A 17,041-nucleotide genomic window follows, 5' to 3' on the forward strand; every position below is an offset into this window, starting at 1 on the left:
CCCGACAACCGGCTGGACCGGTCCTCTCCAACCGCCGAACCTTCCTGCAAAGCCTGGGAGCCAGCGTTGGCGGCGGCCTGGTTCGGACTCGAGGCAGACGCGGCGAAGCAGGCCGCTTCGCCGGAGGCTCCGCCGTCCACCGCGCGGTGCATCCTGTCGCTCCAGCTACAGGCGCCGGACTTGGCCGCCCAGGCACGCTTCTACAGCGATGTGATGGGCCTGCGGGTGGAGAGCGATGCGAAGTCCGTGCGGGTGCATGCCGGCGGCACCCGCATGCACCTCACCCAGGCACCGGCCGGGCAACAGCCGGTCTACCACGTAGCCTGGGCGATTCCCGCCTACCTCTTGCCCGAGGCCAAGGCGTGGCTGGCCGGATACCCCTAGCGGCTTCGGCAGGAGGGGTAAGGTGAGCCCTCGGGAACGCCGAAGCCAGATCCGCTTCAGGGCTCCTGCGTGACGCTCGACCAGGCGGAGGTATTGCCGGACTCGAAGCCGTCGACAAAGATCGCCAGGTCGCGGAAAAAGACGCCGGCCGTAGTCGCAGCCAGGAGCCGCCCTGAATTGGACGGGTTCATGGAGAGGTCCAATTGGAAATCGAGACCTGGAAGCCCGACATTGAATTCGGACCAAGTGGCGCCCCCATCGAAGCTGGTGGCCGCCCGTGAGGTGGCGGAACTGTGGCTCATGGCGTGGAGCGTGGGAAATCCCTGAGGATCGATCAAACCAACCTCCGGCGAATTCCACGGCAATGAGGTGATCTCGGTCCAGAGCGCACCGCCGTCCGCAGTCTGAAACAGCAGATTCGACGTCGACACCAAGAGCTTCAGAGGGTCGACGGGATCCATGGAGAGGGAACTCACACTGAGTTCCGTCAGGCCATCGTTGCGGGTCCCCCAGGAGGTACCGCCATCCTGAGACTCGTAAACTCCCATACTACTTCCCAGGAAGAGATGATCGGAATCCAATGGATCGACTACGATAGGTGCGAGCAAACCGGACGGAAACGCGGGCCCGATGGAGTTCCAGTTCGCGCCTCCGTCGGTGCTCTTGAAGACAGCGGAAGAAGCCGCCGCAAAGACGATCTGGGGATCCGACGGAGCCACCGCCAGAGTCCTGATTTGAGTCTCGGTCAGTCCTGAGTTGATGGGTACCCAGGTGGTTGCGGAATCGTCGCTTCGAAAGACACCCCCGCCATTCGTCGCCGCATACACGATGTGGGACATCTGCGGATCGACGACGACATCCCGCACGTCGAGGTGAGTCAGCCCTTGACTTGCGAAGCTCCACGAGTTGCCACCATCGATGCTCTTGTACAGACCGCCTTCGGAAGCCGCGTACACCAGGTTGCGATTGCAGGAATCATGGGCCAGCTTTCGAACCGAAAGAGCCGACAAACCTTCATTGCTGGAGACCCAGTTCGCGCCACCATCGGTCGAAATGGAGACACCGTGTGAGCGCGTGCCCACGAGCAGATCGTCAGAAGCAGCGGCCCCGAAGGCCACCGCCTCCACCATCGGCTCGACCAAGCCGTTCATCGCCAGAGACCAAGAACTCCCCCCGTCGGAGCTGCGGTAGAAGGCAGGGTCCAGAAACGTCCGGCCAAAGAGAGTCCCCGCCTGTCGGGGATCAAAGCGCAAGAGGGATGGCGCTTCCGGAAGATCGTTGACCAACGCAGTCCAACTCGCCCCACCATCGAGAGATCGGTAGATCCCACTGATGAAGTACGAGGCGAGTACCGTGTTGCTGTTGTTGGGGTCGATCGCCAAGGCCAGGAGAAGGCCACCGGGAAGGCCGTTGGAGAGCGGCGCCCAGGTCGACCCGCCGTCGACACTCTTGAAGAGATCAGACCCGGCTTTGACATAGAGCACATCCGCAATCTGGGGATCGACCGCCAGCTCGGTGACGTTCGAGCCGCCCAGGCCACTGCTGATGTCCGTCCAAAGCGTCCCCTGATTGCTGGTGCGGAAAATCCCCTGGCCGGAAATCACCCCATAGAGAACATCGGGGTCGGAAGGCGCCAGCTCGAGCAAGGAGAAACCTTCTGATGCCGGCAAACCCAGGGTGATCTCGGTCCAATTCCCTCCGCTGTCAGCGGTTCGGAAGACACCGCCGAAAGAGCCGAGATAGAACACCCCCGGCGTGTCCGGATCCGCGGCCAGGGCCCGAGCGGTGTCCGGAGCACTGACGTTGCGCTGCCAAGTCGCCCCACCGTCCACACTCTTGAAGAGTCCTTTGCCCGAAGCCGCCGCGAAGACGACCGACGCATCGTTCGGATCGACCTCGAGGTCGACGATCAAACCGCCAAAAGGCCCGCCGCTCTTCCAAATATCCTGCGCTTGAGCAACCGGCACCACGAAAAGCACGATGAGCAAAGCCGAGCCTGCGGGAACCTTGAAGATCCTTTTCATTCAAACCTTACCTCCCTTCGATTCGCTCCGGCTCCCGGCCGACAATGGATCACCCAACTCCCAAATGCTTGAAATTTTTCAAACTTGTTCACTGCATCACCACGTCCGGCGAAGCCACTGACCGAACCTGACTACTGGCGAAGTCTTGTTGGGAGGGCTCCGCTCAGGGGGTGGGGCGAAGGTCGATCTTCCTGGTGCCCACCAGGTCTTCCGCACTCGAAACCGGGGCGGACCTCGGCGGACCGGGCTCGATCCCAACCTCCTGCTGGATGGACTCGATGTCCAGATTGCGGATCCAGCGCGGAAGGTTGTTCCACACCTTGTGGAAGCCGTAGCCGCCCTGGGTCATTTCCTGTAGGGCTTTCTCTTTGCTCCAGCCCTCGACCGCGATCCGGTACAGGGCCACCATCGTGCCGGTGCGGTCGGCACCGTGGCGGCAGTGGACTAGCACCGGTGTGCGCCGGGGACTGGTCACGATGGTCAGAAAACGGACCACCTCTTTCCGCTCCGGGTGCCACGCCTTCATGTAGATGTGTTCGTAGCCGAGTCCCGTGTCCCCGATCTCGTCGCGATCCGAACTGAACGAGCGCAGGTTCACCACCGTCTCAACGCCCATCTCCCGCAGGTTTTTCATGCCCTCGGCGGAAGGCTGTGCACTGCGGTACAGACGATCGCTGACCCGGTGAAGGTTGGGCACTCCGTCGAGCTCCATCGGCTCCGCCCAGTCCGCCGGTCGCGCCGGTTCCTGAGCGGCCACCGGCAGGGCCACGAGCATCAAGGCCAGGATCAAGATCATTCGTCCCATGGTGAGTTCCTCGGAGAGGGTGCCGTGAAAGTCGACCTCCCAAGGCTACGGGATCTCCGATCCAAACAGAAATCTAGATTCTTGAAACGGATGAGACGTCTTCCTTCACATCGCCACCCCTGGGTCTACCTGGTCAACGACCAAAACTCGAACGTCGGTTTCGGCGTCTACCGACTGTCCGCCGGGGATGTCGTAGTCTGGCAATACATGCACATCAGCAGTGGCCTCCGCCAGGCGACCGATCCAGACGCCAAGGCGAAAGCACCGGCCGGGGTCGAACTCCTCGAGTGGCTCGGCCTCGGCCAGCGGACGATGGCCTGACGGCCGGCTACCCGTTGCCCGTCTGCACCCTCCACAGGGAGGAGTAGGGGCCGCCCATTTGGATCAGCTCGTCGTGTCGTCCGGTCTCGAGGATCCTGCCATTGCTGCCCATCACGTAGATGAGATCCGCGCTCCGCACGGTGGACAACCGATGGGCGATGATGATCGTCGTGCGACCGACGGAGATCTTCTCTAGCGAGCGCTGGATCGCCGCCTCCGTCTCGTTGTCGACGAAGGCGGTCGCTTCATCGAGCACCAGGATCGGAGGGTCCTTGACGATGGCGCGGGCCAGGCAGAGCCGCTGGCGTTGCCCGCCCGAAAGGTGCATGCCCCGCTCGCCGACGAGGGTGTCGTAGCGCTGGGGTAGTTGTTCGATGAACTCCTCCGCCTCCGCCAGGCGAGCAGCGTTCTGGATGGCATCCAGAGGAGCATCGAAAGTACCGTAGGCGATGTTGTCCCGGATCGTGCCATCGAACAGGAAGATCTCCTGGCTGACCAGCCCGATCGCCTGCCGCAGGTCGCGGACCCGCACGCTGCGAATGTCGAGTCCGTCGATCGAAATCCTCCCCGAATCCGGAGAATAGAAGCGCAGCAGCAGCCTCGCCAAGGTGGTCTTGCCGGCGCCGGTGGTGCCGACGATGGCGATCGTGCTGGCAGCCGGAACATGCAGGTCGAAGTCGGCGAGGACTGGGTCTCTCCCGCTATAGGCGAAGGTGACGCGATCGAAGATCACCTCGCCCGCAACCTCTGAAACGGCCAGAGCACGATCCCCGGTGTCGACGTCGATCGGCCGGTCCAGCACGGCGAACACCCTCGCCATGCTCGCCATCGCCCGCTGGTAGAGATCGACGGCTTCGCCGAGGAAGGCGAAGGGGAAGAGGAAGCGTTGGATCAGGTAGAGGGTGAGGGCATACTGGCCCACCGTCAATGTGCCCGCGAGGCCGAGCAGACCGCCGACGACGAGAACGCCGGAGAACGCGGCCAGAACCGGCATCCGAATACCGGGCTCGAAGAGCGAGTAGAGCCGGATTGCCGGCCGATTGCGTTCCAGGTACTCCTGGCTGATGGCCTGAATCCGGTCTCTCTCGTTGTCCTCGGCGGTGAAGCTGCGGATGACCGACATGCCGCTGACGTTAGCGACGAGCTGACCGCTGACGACTCCCGCCTGCTCCTTGATCCGTGCGTAGAGCGGACCGATCTGGCGGTGATACCGCAGGGTGACCCAGACGATCAGCGGGATCGGCAACAGAGCGACCCACGCCACCTTGCTCGAGACGAAGAAGAAAATCAGGGCGACGACGGCGACATTGGTCGTCATCTCGAAAAGATCGTGAGCGCCCTCGTTGAGGAAGGTCTCGAGATCGTTGATGTTGTCGCTGAGGACGGTCGCCAGGTCTCCGGCATTCTCGTCCAGCAGGTCGCCCAGGCGCATCGCTTGGAGATGTTCATAGGTTTGGACGCGGAGGTCGTGCTGGATCCTCTGGGCGAGGTCTCGCCACAGCCGCTTGTAGGCCACCTCGAACGCCGACTCTAGAACGAAAATGGCAATCGACACGCCCGCCAGAGTCAGCAATTGGGGCACAGCCCCGGCGATGCCGAGGCCCGCCAGGACGACCGAGCCCCGGTTGGAGACGAGATCGACGGCGAGGCCAATCAGGATCGGCGGAGCGAGGTCGAAGATTTTCTTGAGGACTGAACTCGCTGCAGCCAGGTAGAACTGACGGTGGTGCGGCCTCGCATGCTCGTAGAGGCGGCGGAGGACCCCGCGCGTCGGCGACGATCTTGCCGCTGCCTGGCGGCGCCAGGCCACGACTCCGGTGACGGCGGTGGCCGCGACCGCGGCACCGAGGAGCACCGGTCCGGAGGCGTTCGCCGCCATCAGCAGCGCCGCTGGCACCACCAAGGCCGCCGCGGCCAGCTTGGCGACCGTGCCGACCGGCGCCGCCGGCTCGTGTCCGGACCCGCCCTCCGCGCCGACGACCGCCGCCAGGCGTTTCATTGCGGTTCTCACCGCCGACCGTACCGCCTCCGCCACCTGCCGGCTGCGGATCCTCTCGTCGAACCGGACCAGCAACCGGGCGGTGACCGGGTTCGCCGTGGCCTCCTTCACACCCTCGTGCCGGGCCACCAATTCCGAGACCAGAGCCAACACCCCCGGCCTACCGGCGAAGCCTTCGATCTCCCATCGCTCGCGGCCCGGGGTTGCTGAGCGCCGCGACAGCCGGACGGGCGAGCCGCGGCCCTCGCGGACCGCCCTGGCGGCCGCTCCAACGGAGCGTTTCTCGAAAGTCAGGACCTCAGCCACTTACGGTTTCCGACAAGGGCACTCCCAACGGGCGAGGGCTCACTTCCGCCGCCCTTTGGGCTTGGCCGGTGCCTCCGAGATGTCGGCGGCAGCCTCGGCGGTGAGGTCTTCGAGATCCTCCCGCACCTCGTGGGCGACCTTTTTGACCTGCTGGCTAGTGAGGATCACCCCTTTGATCAACTCCCTGGTGAGCGGGCGCAAGATCCCTCCCGCCACCGGCGCCGCCACCACTCCCAGTAAAAACGCTGTCGCTTGTTGCCACATGCTCGTCTCCTCTCTTTGCTTGGTCTATCCGAAGTCAATTCGAAGGTTGTCTCTCATTCATTCGTCGCTCTCGCTTGCGGCCTGGGCTGGCCGGTGCTCCGCCGCCAGCTCGGCATTCTCGGCCACGGGTTCAGCCGACGTGGCTGACGTCCCGGCCGGCTGGCCATAGATCTCCAGCAGCTCCCGCTCGCTGACCGAGCCGCGCTTCGCCACCGCGAGCGCCTTCACCTCCCGGAGACAGTGGATCAGCTCGTCCTCACCGGCTTCGATGCCGCGGCGCCGGAGCATCTCGCGCAACAGGCGGCGGCCGGAGTGCTTGCCGAGGACATAGCGCCGGCGCCGGCCGACCTTTGACGGCGCGAGGATCGGTTCGAAGGTCTTCGTGTCGCTGAGCATCGCGTTGACGTGGATCCCCGATTCGTGCGTGAAGACGTTCTTGCCGACGATCGGATGGTGCGCCTGGACCCGATAGCCGCTCGCCCGAGCCACCGCAGCGCTGAGCGCCGGCAGCTTGCGTTCGACGATCCCGACGTCGCGTCCGTGGAGATGCTTGAGGGCGACCGCGGTCTGCGCCAGGTCGGCGTTCCCGGCGCGCTCGCCGATTCCGTTGACGGTGACGTGGAAGTAGCGCGCCCCGGCGTGCAGGCCAGCGATGGTGTTGGCGGTGGCGAAACCGAAGTCGTTGTGGGTGTGGCAGTGGAGGTCGATGTCGCAGGCGACGGCCAGCCTCCCGACTTTGCGGTAGTAGGCCTCCGGCGTCAACGCGCCGGTGGTGTCGGAGATCCGCAGGCGATCGGCGCCGGCCTCGCGGGCGACCCCGGCGTACTCGAGCAGGAAATCGTCTTCCACCCGCGCCGAGTCCCCGGAGCTGACGGAGACGAAGGCGCCGCGGTCCTTGGCATGGCCGACGAGTTCCCGGAGCCGGGTCAGTAGCCAGTGGCGGTCCCGTCCCACGCTCGCCTGCAACAGGATGCGGGAGACCGGGAACCCGATGTGGACCGCCCGGTAGCCCAGGTCGAGCGACTGGTCGACGTCGGCGCGGATGGCGCGGCTCCAGGCGACGAGCGTCGCGTCGCTGCCGTGCGCGATCTGGGCGCGCATGTAGTCCAGCTCTTCGCCACCCATCGCCGCGGCCCCGACCTCCAGCCAGCGCACGCCCGCCGCCACCAGCAGATCGTGCAGGGCGAGCTTGGTCTGCTTGGAGAAGGCGACGCCCGGCATCTGCTCGCCGTCGCGCAGGGTGGTGTCCTCGAGCACCAGGTCGTGCCGGATGGCTCCCGACACCTGTGGCGGGCTCACTACCCGGCCCGGCGCAGGGGGAGTCGAAGCGATCTCGCTCATGCCTTCACCGGTTCGCCCAGGACGCCCTGGGAAATCAGTTCGCCGATTTGCAACTCGGGGTACCCGAGCTCTTTCAGGATCTCAACCGTGTGTTCACCGACCTCCGGCGGCTGGAGCCCGGAGGCACAACCGAAGGCCTCGCCCTCGATCGGCAGGGTTGGGGCGCGGGCGAGGCCGCCGTCCACCTCGACCGGCAACAGGCGCGCGGGCTGCCGAAGCTGAGGGTCGTCGAGCAGGTCCCCCGGGGTCGCCACCGGAGCGAACGGGATACCGGCGGCCTCGCACCGGCGGGTGACCTCGGAGGCCGGCAGCCCACCGACCAAGGCCGCGATCTGCGGGATCAACCATTCGCGCGCTTGGACCCTCAACCGGTTGGTGGCGAGCCGAGGGTCCCGGCCCAGATCCTCCCGGCCGAACGCCCGACAGAACCGCTGCCAATGACGGTCGCTGACGATACCGATGAAGATCGGCTCGTCGTCCGCGGTACCGAAGAGCTGGTACACCGACCAGGTGGGCACCCGTGCCGGCATCGGGTCGACCGGCGCCTCCGACAGCGAGGAGGCGGCGACGTGCTGCCCCATGAGGAAAACCGCGGTCTCGAAGAGCGAGGCCCGGAAAGCCTGGCCCCCGCCGCGGCGCGGGCGGTCGAGCAGAGCGGCCAGGACGCCGATGACGCCGAACAGGGCGGCCGTGAGGTCGATGACCGAGGTTCCAGCGCGTAGCGGACGGCCCGGCGGCCCGGTCATGTACGCCAAGCCGCTCATCATCTGAACCGCCTCGTCCATCGCGTGGCGGTCCTGGTAGGGGCCGCTCAAGAAGCCCTTCAAGGAGCAATAGATCAACTCCGGGTTCAGGCCGCGCAGCTCGCGCTCGCCCAGGCCCGCACGCTCCATCGTGCCGGGTCCGAGGTTCTCGACGACGACGTCCGATCGCTGCACCAGCTTGCGGACAATCTCACGGCCCGCCCCCCGCTTCAGATCGACGGCGAGGCTCCGCTTGTTGCGGTTGTAGAGGGAAAAGTAGACCTTGCCGCCGCCGGCAAGCCGGCGGGTGGGGTCGCCGGAAGGCACTTCTACATGGGTCACGCTCGCTCCCAGGTCGGCCAGCACCAGCCCGCAGGCCGGACCCATGATGGCGTGGGCAAACTCGACCACCTGCAGGCCCTCTAGCGGCCGCCGCTCGCCGCCGCGTGAGGAGTCTTTGGCCGTGGCGGTCATCCTGGGCGCTCCGAAGATCGCGGACTCGACGGGGCAAGCCACGGCCCGACGGCGATGGCTTCGCGCTCCCCGTCGGCGGCGGGCTCCTGCGGCCGGCCGCAGGAGCCCTGGATCCGCCGTTTCGCCACCGGGCTCATCGTCGATCCTGCGGGGTTGGCTCCGCGGTCCACGCCTGGCGCAGCATGTTGACCAAAAGGTCCCGGTAGTTCCAGCCGACGGTATGGGCGGCAATCGAACTCAGCCCGTTCTGATCGTCGCGACCCGGGCGGCCCGCACCCGTCATGTTCGGTTTCATGTTGAGGTCGAAGAGCTTTATCGCGCCGTCCCGGTCTTCCCGACAGTCGATCCGGATCGGCGCCCGAGCATCGATCGCGCGCGCCGCCGACTCACAGTGGCGCTGATTCCGCCGCACGCTTTCGTCGGCCAGCTCCTCGGCGTCGAGGAGCCGGCTGTTGGCGGCCACGGCGACGACGCCGCTGTACGGCGCGATGCCGTCCCGGTGACTGAATCTCTCGACCGGACCCAGGGCCCAGTGAGAGTCGCGAACAACCTCGGAGCCTGCGATCGAGTAGCTTCCGGGAGGCATCACCGTCACCGTCAGCTCCCGCCCGGGCAAGAACTCCTCGACCAATACGGCATCCCCGTAGCGCGGAATCTCGACCCCATCATGGCGGCTCCTGGCGGCGCACAGGGTTTCGACCGCCGAGCGCAGCTCGGCCAGGGACTCGACTTTGCTGACGCCCTCGCTGCCCCGGCCGCGGATCGGCTTCGCCACCAGCGGAAACTCCATCTCCCGCGCGTGCAGGGCCCGCCGGAGCCGCTCCACCCAATCGCCGTCGGAGACTCCCGCACCCTCAACCACCAGAGATTTCGGAACCGGACAGCCCCGACGCTCGAGCAGGCCGTTGGTCGTGACCTTGTCGTCGTAGCGCTCGACGTCCGCCGGCCGTTGTGCCACCAACCGGAGCCGGACTTCTGCCAGTGGGTGTGTCGAGTACAGAACGGTGTTCGCCCACAGAGTCCGCGCGCCGAGGGTCACCGCCTGGTCGATCCCTGCGGCGGTGTCGGGAAAGGACCAATCGTCGTCGTGGTCGGGATTCGGCCGTTCCACCGGCGTCACTACGCGGATCCCGCGCTCGGCGAGCCCGAACGCGATGTCCGCGCTACTGTCCCGGTAGCCCCCGGGCTTCTTCGGTTTCGCGACACCGCCGATCAGCGGTGGCCTCAGCGCCTGGTGCAGGACGGCCACAGGCTCAATGGGTAGCAAGGGCGGCTCCATGGGTCGAATCTCGACTCGACGTCAGGCTCTCGAGGAGTCGCTCCTGGTGAGGCTCGAGCTTGATGCCGAGCTGGAGTTCCATCGCGTCCGGGTTGGGCGGCCGGAGCAACCTCTCATACGCTCGATAGGGCTCCAGGGCGCGCGGCACCTCCTCTCGCGAAAGTGGCGACAGAAACTCCTCGCCCTCGTCCGCGATCCAGATCCGCCGGTACTTCCGAACGCTTCCGTCGCCGCAGCGGAAAGCGTCCCGGCCATGGAGGACCCGGAGGTTGTCCACAATCAGGATCTGGCCCGGAGCCAGATGGACTCGCTGCGTGTACTCTGCATTCTGATGATAGCCGACATGGAGCCTCTCGACCGCCTGGTAGGCCCAGGGCGCGACGTAGGTGGCCCGGTCGAAGCGAAAACGCATACCGAGAGCGCCCGGTCGGCGCTGCGAGTACACCGGTCCGCCCACGGCTAGCTGATCGTCGCGGCAGAAGGCGACGCAACCTGCCGACATCAGCGTCCTCAGCATCTCCGGCTCGCGCTCCAAGAGGCTCGAGACGACTTCCTGACCGTCCACCAGGGTATTGGTTCCTCCCTCCGCTGCCGCCTGCACACACTGGAGCAAGATGAGTTTGGGCGGCCGCACCGACCTCATGACGCCGTTTTCGGGAAACAGTCCGAGCAAGAAGGAACCATCAGTGTGGGGCGGGAAGCTCTCCTCCGTGGTTCCCTGGTATTCCCCGCCGTGGGACCGCCAGCTCCCGAAACGCGCCTCGCCCTCCCCGACGACGCCGCGCTCGCCGGCTCGAACGTGGTACTGGGTCACCCCCAAAACGCCGGCGATCGCCTCCAGGGTTTCCAGCTCTGCGTCCCAGGCCTGGATGAGGACGTAGCCTCTCGTCTCCAGCAGTCGTCGGACCGTCTCGCGCTGACGTAGATAGTCGTCGTAGGACTGACAATCTGCCGTGGGAATGGAGCGGACTTTCATGGCTGGGCCTCCCTAGTGCAGTCTTTCAGCGGCAACCAGAAGACCGTCCTGGTCGGCGTACACGAAGTGGCCAGGCTGGAAGACCACTCCTGCGAAGGCCACCGGTACTCCGACATCTCCTAGGCCCTGCTTGCCGCTCTTGCGGGGATGGGCGGCGAGCGCCCGGATGCCGATGGGAATCTTCCCGAGTTGGGCGGAGTCGCGGATACATCCGTTCAACACGATCCCGCACCAGCCGTTCTCCGCCGCTAGACCGCCGAGCCGGTCGCCGAGAAGGGCACAGGCGAGGGATGCCATGCCGTCCACGATCAGGACCCGCCCGCGGCCGTCGCTCTCGAGCAGTCGGCGGACCAGAACGTTGTCCTCCAGCACCTTCACGGTCGTCATCTCGCCGGCGAAGGTGGGGAGGCCACCGTAGTCTCCAAAGATCGGATCGGCGGGCTGAACCCGGCGGGGGAATTGGTCGCAGAGATCCGTCGTGGCGAAATCGAGAGGAGTACCCTCCAAAGACATACAAATATCCTCTAAATCATTATGGTCAATTTTACAATCAATAGATATAGCATACCAATGAAATACCTACAAGTGATCCGCTCGGAAACTACGCGACTTCTCTCGGGCGACCACTTTGCTCCGTCGCCGGGTACACCGGCTGACCGCTGACGGAGCGCCGAGATACGATGCATCGAGATCTCCGGAGATATCCGGCGGCCCGGGAGGCCCCACCCGATTCTGACCCCTGACTCCAGAGTGAGAGCGATGGCTTCGACGCACCGAACAGGACCACCCACCGCGGCCTTCACCATCGCCTGCTGTATGGCCTGCTGGCTGATCCCAGGCACGGCGAGCCAGGCGGACAGCCTGGCATTCTTCGCCAACGCACCGAACCAGCACGACTACGGCCTACTGACCGCCATGCCGCCGGACTTTGGCGACGGCGAATTCACCTTCGAACTGTGGATCCAGCCGGATGCGAGCTTCCCGGTGGGCAACTGCGCCGGAGCGGGCCAGCTCACCCACTGGTGCGCTGCCGACCATCCGCCGTATTCGAGCGGCGGTTGGTGGTTTGAGGGCAACTTCCTCCTCGACGGCCACAACAACGCTTCGTTCCAGGACGGCACCATGAGCCTCCAGTTCTACGGCGGAGGCCGGGTGCGCTGGCTCTTTGGCGATGGCGCGAACGCCGGCCCCGGAGGTCACTGGTCGATCGGCGCCTTCCCCGCCAGCGATACTCCCTCGCTCCTCACCGGCACCTGGCACCACCTGACCTTGGTGCGCCGCTTCGTACCCATATCGGCGGCGCGGCTGGAGCTCTTTATCGATGGCGTACTGATCGCCAGCGAAGAGAGCTCTCTCCGCACCGACATGACCATCTGGTGGTCCGGCTGGAGTGGATTCCCGAGCGGTCAGGAAGGCTGGTTCTTCGGTGCCGAGAAACAAGCGGCGATCGGAGTGCTGTCGCAGTACGAGGACTTCAAGGGCCTGGTGGACGAGATGCGTTTCTGGACCCGCGCCAAGACCGCCGCGGAAGTCGCCGGCACCTGGAGCTCCGCGGTGGACGGCACGGAACCCGGATTGGTCGGCTGGTTTCCCTTCGAAGAGGGCGGCGGCACCACCGCGTGCGACGCCCTCGCGCCGACGCGCTGCCTCTCCCTCCTCCAGCCCCAGCCGGGCATCTGGTCGGCGGAAGGCTTCCCCGTGGGCTTGCTCTTCGCCGACGGGTTCGAAAGCGGAGAGCTTGGATCGTAGTCAGGAGTGACGCCTTGAGATCCGACCCTTGATTCGGCATCGGGACAGGCACGCGATGACGGCGATTCCCCAACACTTCGTAGCCGTCGACTGGTCCGGCGCGAAGAACGGCTCCAGGAAGAAGATCTGGCTGGCGGAGGCCGATGCCGCCGGAGAGATGCAAGCTCTGGAAAACGGTAGAAGCCGAGAGCAGGCGCGAGACCGGCTGATCGAGATCGGGCGAGAGGAATCGGATCTGGTCGTTGGGCTGGACTTCGCTTTCTCCTGTCCGAAGTGGTTCGTTCGAGAATGCGGCTGCTCGTCGGCTACCGAGTTCTGGAAGCAGGCGGAGCGCCACGCCGACCAATGGCTGGCTGAGCAACCCTGCAAACCGTTCTACAGAAAAGGACCGCAGCCCTCGAACGCCTTTCGAGCCACCGACATCGAACTCCGGGAGCAGGGCTTGTCGCCCGAGACCGTCTTCAAGCTCGTTGGAGCCACCCAAGTCGGTCCCGGTTCGATTCGGGGCATGCCGATCCTGGCGGACCTCCAGGAGGCCGGTTTTTCGATTTGGCCGTTCGATCCGCCAAAGCTACCGCTGGTGGTCGAAATCTACCCGCGGCTCTTCTACGGCACGGCGTTGAATAAGAGCAGCCTCGAAGCGCGGGTGCAGTTCCTTGACGATCACCCCGAGTTCACCATGGACCGCATGCAGCGCATCCAGGCCCAGTGCTCTGACGACGCCTTCGACGCCGCCGTCTCGGCCTTCGCGATGTGCGAGCGGCGGGCTGAGTTCTCAGCCCTCCCAACGCCCACCGACACGGAGAGATTGGAGGGCAAGATCTGGGGCTGACCCCACCTCGCCCTGCCGTCGGCCTCAGGACGCGTCGGCCATCAACAAGCGATCGAGCCTGCCGCAGGCCGCGCTCCAGCCCGCCTTGACGTATTCGACGAATTCCGGATTCAGCCGATCCTGCACCAGGGTGACCCGGGTCTTTCCACCGTCGAGGTCGACGAAGTCCGCCGCCACAGAGGTCACCGGCTCCCGCGATTCGCTGGTCAAGGCCTTTCCGTGGGTCGATTCGGAGACCCACGGTCCGTCCATGGAGTCAGCCCCGCGGGTCATCCGTTAAGGTTGAGGCTCCCATCGGGCAAAGTGAGCGGGTGACGGCGATTCGCCGGTTCGCCCAGGCGAAAGACGAGAAGCCAAGAAAGGTTGATCTCGAGTGTCGATTCGGAAACTCTCAGAGCGGTGGCTGGACCGAGTGGTCAGCATCGAGCCGCTGCACGCGGCGATCGCGGCCGCCACGTGGTCCCTCGTGCTGCTCGTCGGGTCGTTCGCCGTCGGCGTTTTCCAGTACGAGTATGGAGGTCGAGAGGTGGGCTACGCCTCTTCCCTCAACTGGGCGATCGGATTCACCCTGATTGTGCCCTTGTTCTACTTTTTTCTGCTGACGACCCTGCAGGAAATGTCCGCCCTCGGCTCCCGCCTCGCCTCGGCAGGCATGCTCCTCGACGGCGAGTTGAAGCCGCACCCCAATGGGGCAACCCTCGCCACCAACCGATGGAAGGCCATGTTGAAGCGCTACTCCCTGTCGTGGATGGTGTTTTCCATCCTGGGACTGCTGGAAAGCCTCTGGGAGTGGTGGACCTACAGCGGCGGCCCCCTGTGGACGGGAGATCGCTCCGGGGTTGCGGAGGTGGATTGGTCGATCAAGCAGGTCGGCGCCGAAGCCGTGACGGCGAAGGCGGCAGCCGCCTTCTCGCTCGTCGTCTTCCTCCAACAGGCGCTCTTGATCGCGATGATCGCACTGCTACTGCATTTCGCCCTTGCGATGAACGCCCTCGTTCGAGACCTTCGTCAGCCCGGTCGTGCCGCGCGGCTCTTCCCTTCCGGGACTTACTCTCCCGATGACCCCCGCTGCGGGTTTCAACAGTTCTCCACGGTCCTCTCGCACTTTCTCTTGGCCGGGGCGTGTCTCTATTCTCAATTGCTGCTCAGCCGCCTGTGGAATGCCTATCTACACACCCCGGAAAAGTCTGCCCTCAATGTTTGGGGCTTTATCCGCGAAGAGTTCCTGGAAGGAGCGGATGTGGCGCTCGACCTCAAGAGCCTGCGCGGGAGCATTCTCGAGTACCTCCGGGACCTCGGCGCCCTCGACTTCAGCGGCTTGATGGTCGCCCTGGGCGCAGTCCTTTTGTTTCTCGTTTCGCTGGGCCTGATGATCGTTGTCCTGCGACGTGCGGCACGAGAATCGAGACACGAGTTGCTCAACTCGGGGATCCGAGGGGTCGCGAAAGAACGCCTGACGAAAATGGTCTTTTGGCCGCTGCGGTTCCCCCGGCTGACCACCCTGTTGGCGATTGGATTCATGGCGATCTTGGGAATGGTCGCCTACAAGGCGGCGATCCTCTTTCTTGGAATCGCCTTCGGACTGGCGCTCACCGCCGCCTTGACCGAGATCCTGCCCAGAATCGCCAGATGAACCAACTCTCCGCCCGAGTACCCTGACGGGACGGGCCTCCCTCCCCCGGACCGTCACCGGCCCATTGGGGGAGGGAGCGAGGACAGCCCACGGCCGCCCTAGGCTTCGTTCCCGCTCAACAGCTCCAAGGCGGCGAGCACTCGCTGGGTGTTCTGTCGCATGTAGGCCCCTAGGGCCAACAGGCCGATGCCGAGGGTTCCGTACACGAGGCCCGCCGACAGGAAGATGAGAACGTGTAGGCGATCGCCGAAGTCCATACAGAAGATGATGGCCAGGAACAGCACGAGTTCCCAAGCGGCGATGAAAATGAACAGGTTGCGAACGTGTTTCTCGCTCTTCTTGACTTCGTCGAGAGCTGCCCGGCGGCGCTGATCCAGATTGGATGAGTTGCTCATGGGGGGTCTCCAAAGATTCTCTATTGGCCGAGAACGCCAAATTTGTACAGCAAGGCGACGAGGATCACGACCTCGACGAGGGCGAAAAGGAGCACTCGTTGGACACGTACTCTGCGTCCCTTCGGGGTAGCTGTGGACATAGGGTCTCCCGGGTTAATGTTTCGGATGTTTCTTCGAGCGCAGGATGGACAATCCGTAGGCAAGCCGTGATTTGGCGGTGCCGAGGGGTAGCCCCAGTACGTCGGCCACTTCCTGCAGCGAGTGTTCTTCCTGATAGTGCAAAAGAAGGACGGCCCGGCTCGCCGGTGGAACGCTCTCGACAAGCGCTGGAAGTTCGGCAATCCGTACCGCGAAGTCAGCAGGGCTCGGGGTGTTGTCGGCCACCTCTTCGAGGGATTCTTCCTCTACCATCTGACGACGCCATCGGCGCTCCCGACGCACACACCGTATGGCCTCGCGGCTGGCGATCCGGAAGGCCCAGGAGTGGAAGAGGCGAGGCTCCCTCAACCACTTCAGTTTGCGGCAGACCAGAACGAGAACGTCTTGCAGAACGTCTTCGGACAGGGCATGGTCGCCGACGATTCCGCGGATCAAGCGAAACAGCGATCCCTGCACACCCTCGAGCAGAGAATCGAGCGCTTCCAGATCTCCGGATTGGGCCCGGAGGATCCAAAGAGCTTCTTGTTTCGATGTCTTCACGGAACGCCTCGCTCCTCTCCGACTAGATGGCGAATACTGGGCGCGGTGGCATCGGCCACCGCCGGACTCGCCTTCACTCTAGTAAGAGGTCGGGCGGTGCCGCAGGGTTCGGTTGTGGCCCGAGAAATCGAGGCAAGAGAAATCACCCCGGAAGTCAGGAGGCGGGATGGTCGAGAACCCTCCCGGAAGCGGGTTTCTGAGGAGGTCGGCCTAGAGACCCAGCACCAACCTCAGGCCCTCATCGAGCGTCGAGAGCTGGGCGGCCGGGAGTCTCCCGGCTCGCTCGAGTAGGTCGGAGCGTAGAACTTTCTGCACGTCGTAGACGTTGGCGACGGAAGGCTTCGGCAGGCCCGTGCATCGCCGATCAAAACGCACCGTTCCGGGCAGGCCCTCAAGGTGCAGGCGACTGGTCAAGGGAACGGCGAGGAAGCTCCGCACACGGGGATCTTTGAGCCGGTCGCTTTGCACGATGACCGCGGGACGGCGTTTGTCGAGGCGAACCCACCACACGTCTCCTCGCGACGGCAGGGATTCACCAGTCGTCGGCACCGTACTCCTCCGCTGTCCGGCCCCGTTGATACTCGCGCCAGCTTTCTTCGTCTTCGACGATGTCCCAGCCGTGTCGATCGAGATAGGTCCGCAATTGCTTCTGCTGACGCTCGGCCTTGAGCAACTCGGCGAGTAGACCGGATCGGGTCGTCCCTCGGCTCCGAGCCTCCTCGTCGGCAAAGGTCACCAGATCATCGGGAAGGGAGATTCCAACTTTCATCCTTAGATCATACCAAAGTAAAGAAAGGGGTATGACTCCGGGGCAGAA

At 64.7% G+C, this 17,041-nt stretch carries 20 protein-coding genes; 5 read left to right on the forward strand and 15 right to left on the reverse strand.

What is annotated here, in order from left to right; all coding sequences use genetic code 11:
- Positions 1-66 precede the first annotated feature (66 nt).
- Positions 67-384, forward strand: coding sequence for a VOC family protein (locus tag AAF481_12180; GenBank protein MEM7481923.1), 318 nt, complete (start codon positions 67-69; stop codon positions 382-384).
- Between the two features lie 56 nt (positions 385-440).
- Here the strand turns inward: AAF481_12180 and AAF481_12185 are convergent, their stop codons facing one another.
- Together AAF481_12185 and AAF481_12190 are read right to left on the reverse strand one after the other, a co-directional pair.
- Positions 441-2,408, reverse strand: coding sequence for a hypothetical protein (locus AAF481_12185; GenBank protein MEM7481924.1), 1,968 nt, complete (start codon positions 2,406-2,408; stop codon positions 441-443).
- 163 nt (positions 2,409-2,571) lie between these two features.
- Entirely contained in the window at positions 2,572-3,213 is a 642-nt protein-coding gene (locus AAF481_12190; protein ID MEM7481925.1) for a tyrosine-protein phosphatase, read from the reverse strand.
- 90 nt (positions 3,214-3,303) lie between these two features.
- On the opposite strand from AAF481_12190, the gene AAF481_12195 reads away from it, so the two are divergent.
- A complete protein-coding gene (locus AAF481_12195) occupies positions 3,304-3,534 on the forward strand; it encodes a DUF4430 domain-containing protein (protein MEM7481926.1) in 231 nt (76 codons plus the stop codon).
- Positions 3,535-3,541: 7 nt separating this feature from the next.
- Here AAF481_12195 and AAF481_12200 read toward each other — a convergent pair whose 3' ends face one another.
- Genes AAF481_12200 through rraA form a run of 8 tightly spaced genes read right to left on the reverse strand, consistent with a single transcriptional unit; the run spans position 3,542 to position 11,429 of the window.
- Positions 3,542-5,839, reverse strand: a complete 2,298-nt coding sequence (locus AAF481_12200; protein MEM7481927.1) for an ABC transporter ATP-binding protein — start codon at positions 5,837-5,839, stop codon at positions 3,542-3,544.
- 39 nt (positions 5,840-5,878) lie between these two features.
- Positions 5,879-6,103 (reverse strand): DUF5132 domain-containing protein, encoded by a 225-nt coding sequence (locus AAF481_12205; protein ID MEM7481928.1) that lies wholly within the window; start codon positions 6,101-6,103, stop codon positions 5,879-5,881.
- A gap of 57 nt (positions 6,104-6,160) precedes the next feature.
- Positions 6,161-7,444 carry a hypothetical protein gene (locus AAF481_12210; GenBank protein MEM7481929.1) on the reverse strand — a complete coding sequence of 428 codons (1,284 nt, stop codon included), beginning with the start codon at positions 7,442-7,444 and terminating at the stop codon, positions 6,161-6,163.
- Entirely contained in the window at positions 7,441-8,661 is a 1,221-nt protein-coding gene (locus tag AAF481_12215; protein MEM7481930.1) for a CaiB/BaiF CoA-transferase family protein, read from the reverse strand. The genes AAF481_12210 and AAF481_12215 overlap by 4 nt, the downstream gene beginning before the upstream one ends.
- The gene (locus tag AAF481_12220; protein ID MEM7481931.1) at positions 8,658-8,798 is read right to left on the reverse strand and encodes a hypothetical protein; all 141 of its coding nucleotides are present in this window, start codon (positions 8,796-8,798) and stop codon (positions 8,658-8,660) included. Before AAF481_12220 ends, AAF481_12215 begins: the two co-directional genes overlap by 4 nt.
- Positions 8,795-9,940, reverse strand: a complete 1,146-nt coding sequence (locus tag AAF481_12225) for an ATP-grasp domain-containing protein (GenBank protein ID MEM7481932.1) — start codon at positions 9,938-9,940, stop codon at positions 8,795-8,797. Before AAF481_12225 ends, AAF481_12220 begins: the two co-directional genes overlap by 4 nt.
- Complete coding sequence (locus AAF481_12230) at positions 9,915-10,916, reverse strand: TauD/TfdA family dioxygenase (protein ID MEM7481933.1); 1,002 nt, start codon at positions 10,914-10,916, stop codon at positions 9,915-9,917. Before AAF481_12230 ends, AAF481_12225 begins: the two co-directional genes overlap by 26 nt.
- A 12-nt stretch (positions 10,917-10,928) precedes the next feature.
- The gene (gene rraA / locus AAF481_12235; protein ID MEM7481934.1) at positions 10,929-11,429 is read right to left on the reverse strand and encodes a ribonuclease E activity regulator RraA; all 501 of its coding nucleotides are present in this window, start codon (positions 11,427-11,429) and stop codon (positions 10,929-10,931) included.
- A gap of 246 nt (positions 11,430-11,675) precedes the next feature.
- Here rraA and AAF481_12240 point away from each other — a divergent pair, with 246 nt between their 5' ends.
- Positions 11,676-12,665 (forward strand): LamG domain-containing protein, encoded by a 990-nt coding sequence (locus AAF481_12240; protein MEM7481935.1) that lies wholly within the window; start codon positions 11,676-11,678, stop codon positions 12,663-12,665.
- Between the two features lie 55 nt (positions 12,666-12,720).
- Complete coding sequence (locus AAF481_12245; GenBank protein MEM7481936.1) at positions 12,721-13,497, forward strand: hypothetical protein; 777 nt, start codon at positions 12,721-12,723, stop codon at positions 13,495-13,497.
- A gap of 24 nt (positions 13,498-13,521) precedes the next feature.
- Here AAF481_12245 and AAF481_12250 read toward each other — a convergent pair whose 3' ends face one another.
- Complete coding sequence (locus AAF481_12250) at positions 13,522-13,770, reverse strand: hypothetical protein (GenBank protein ID MEM7481937.1); 249 nt, start codon at positions 13,768-13,770, stop codon at positions 13,522-13,524.
- A 100-nt stretch (positions 13,771-13,870) separates the two neighbouring features.
- On the opposite strand from AAF481_12250, the gene AAF481_12255 reads away from it, so the two are divergent.
- The gene (locus AAF481_12255) at positions 13,871-15,130 is read left to right on the forward strand and encodes a hypothetical protein (protein ID MEM7481938.1); all 1,260 of its coding nucleotides are present in this window, start codon (positions 13,871-13,873) and stop codon (positions 15,128-15,130) included.
- Positions 15,131-15,228: 98 nt separating this feature from the next.
- On the opposite strand, the gene AAF481_12260 is transcribed toward AAF481_12255, so the two are convergent.
- The 4 genes from AAF481_12260 to AAF481_12275 all read right to left on the reverse strand — a co-directional run bounded on the left by AAF481_12260 (position 15,229) and on the right by AAF481_12275 (position 16,993).
- The gene (locus AAF481_12260; GenBank protein ID MEM7481939.1) at positions 15,229-15,525 is read right to left on the reverse strand and encodes a hypothetical protein; all 297 of its coding nucleotides are present in this window, start codon (positions 15,523-15,525) and stop codon (positions 15,229-15,231) included.
- Between the two features lie 153 nt (positions 15,526-15,678).
- A complete protein-coding gene (locus tag AAF481_12265; protein ID MEM7481940.1) occupies positions 15,679-16,224 on the reverse strand; it encodes an RNA polymerase sigma factor in 546 nt (181 codons plus the stop codon).
- A 210-nt stretch (positions 16,225-16,434) separates the two neighbouring features.
- Positions 16,435-16,773, reverse strand: coding sequence for a type II toxin-antitoxin system PemK/MazF family toxin (locus AAF481_12270; protein ID MEM7481941.1), 339 nt, complete (start codon positions 16,771-16,773; stop codon positions 16,435-16,437).
- Complete coding sequence (locus tag AAF481_12275; protein ID MEM7481942.1) at positions 16,757-16,993, reverse strand: hypothetical protein; 237 nt, start codon at positions 16,991-16,993, stop codon at positions 16,757-16,759. The genes AAF481_12270 and AAF481_12275 overlap by 17 nt, the downstream gene beginning before the upstream one ends.
- Between the last annotated feature and the right edge of the window lie 48 nt (positions 16,994-17,041).

Source organism: Acidobacteriota bacterium, assembly GCA_039030395.1.
Taxonomy (GTDB): domain Bacteria; phylum Acidobacteriota; class Thermoanaerobaculia; order Multivoradales; family JBCCEF01; genus JBCCEF01.

Bases quoted from the DNA above. Each gene is read 5' to 3' on its own strand.
- AAF481_12185 (MEM7481924.1), bottom strand. From the start codon at position 2,408: ATGAAAAGGATCTTCAAGGTTCCCGCAGGCTCGGCTTTGCTCATCGTG.
- AAF481_12190 (MEM7481925.1), bottom strand. From the start codon at position 3,213: ATGGGACGAATGATCTTGATCCTGGCCTTGATGCTCGTGGCCCTGCCG.
- AAF481_12195 (MEM7481926.1), top strand. From the start codon at position 3,304: ATGAGACGTCTTCCTTCACATCGCCACCCCTGGGTCTACCTGGTCAAC.
- AAF481_12205 (MEM7481928.1), bottom strand. From the start codon at position 6,103: ATGTGGCAACAAGCGACAGCGTTTTTACTGGGAGTGGTGGCGGCGCCG.
- AAF481_12210 (MEM7481929.1), bottom strand. From the start codon at position 7,444: ATGAGCGAGATCGCTTCGACTCCCCCTGCGCCGGGCCGGGTAGTGAGC.
- AAF481_12215 (MEM7481930.1), bottom strand. From the start codon at position 8,661: ATGACCGCCACGGCCAAAGACTCCTCACGCGGCGGCGAGCGGCGGCCG.
- AAF481_12220 (MEM7481931.1), bottom strand. From the start codon at position 8,798: ATGAGCCCGGTGGCGAAACGGCGGATCCAGGGCTCCTGCGGCCGGCCG.
- AAF481_12225 (MEM7481932.1), bottom strand. From the start codon at position 9,940: ATGGAGCCGCCCTTGCTACCCATTGAGCCTGTGGCCGTCCTGCACCAG.
- AAF481_12230 (MEM7481933.1), bottom strand. From the start codon at position 10,916: ATGAAAGTCCGCTCCATTCCCACGGCAGATTGTCAGTCCTACGACGAC.
- rraA (MEM7481934.1), bottom strand. From the start codon at position 11,429: ATGTCTTTGGAGGGTACTCCTCTCGATTTCGCCACGACGGATCTCTGC.
- AAF481_12240 (MEM7481935.1), top strand. From the start codon at position 11,676: ATGGCTTCGACGCACCGAACAGGACCACCCACCGCGGCCTTCACCATC.
- AAF481_12245 (MEM7481936.1), top strand. From the start codon at position 12,721: ATGACGGCGATTCCCCAACACTTCGTAGCCGTCGACTGGTCCGGCGCG.
- AAF481_12250 (MEM7481937.1), bottom strand. From the start codon at position 13,770: ATGACCCGCGGGGCTGACTCCATGGACGGACCGTGGGTCTCCGAATCG.
- AAF481_12260 (MEM7481939.1), bottom strand. From the start codon at position 15,525: ATGAGCAACTCATCCAATCTGGATCAGCGCCGCCGGGCAGCTCTCGAC.
- AAF481_12275 (MEM7481942.1), bottom strand. From the start codon at position 16,993: ATGAAAGTTGGAATCTCCCTTCCCGATGATCTGGTGACCTTTGCCGAC.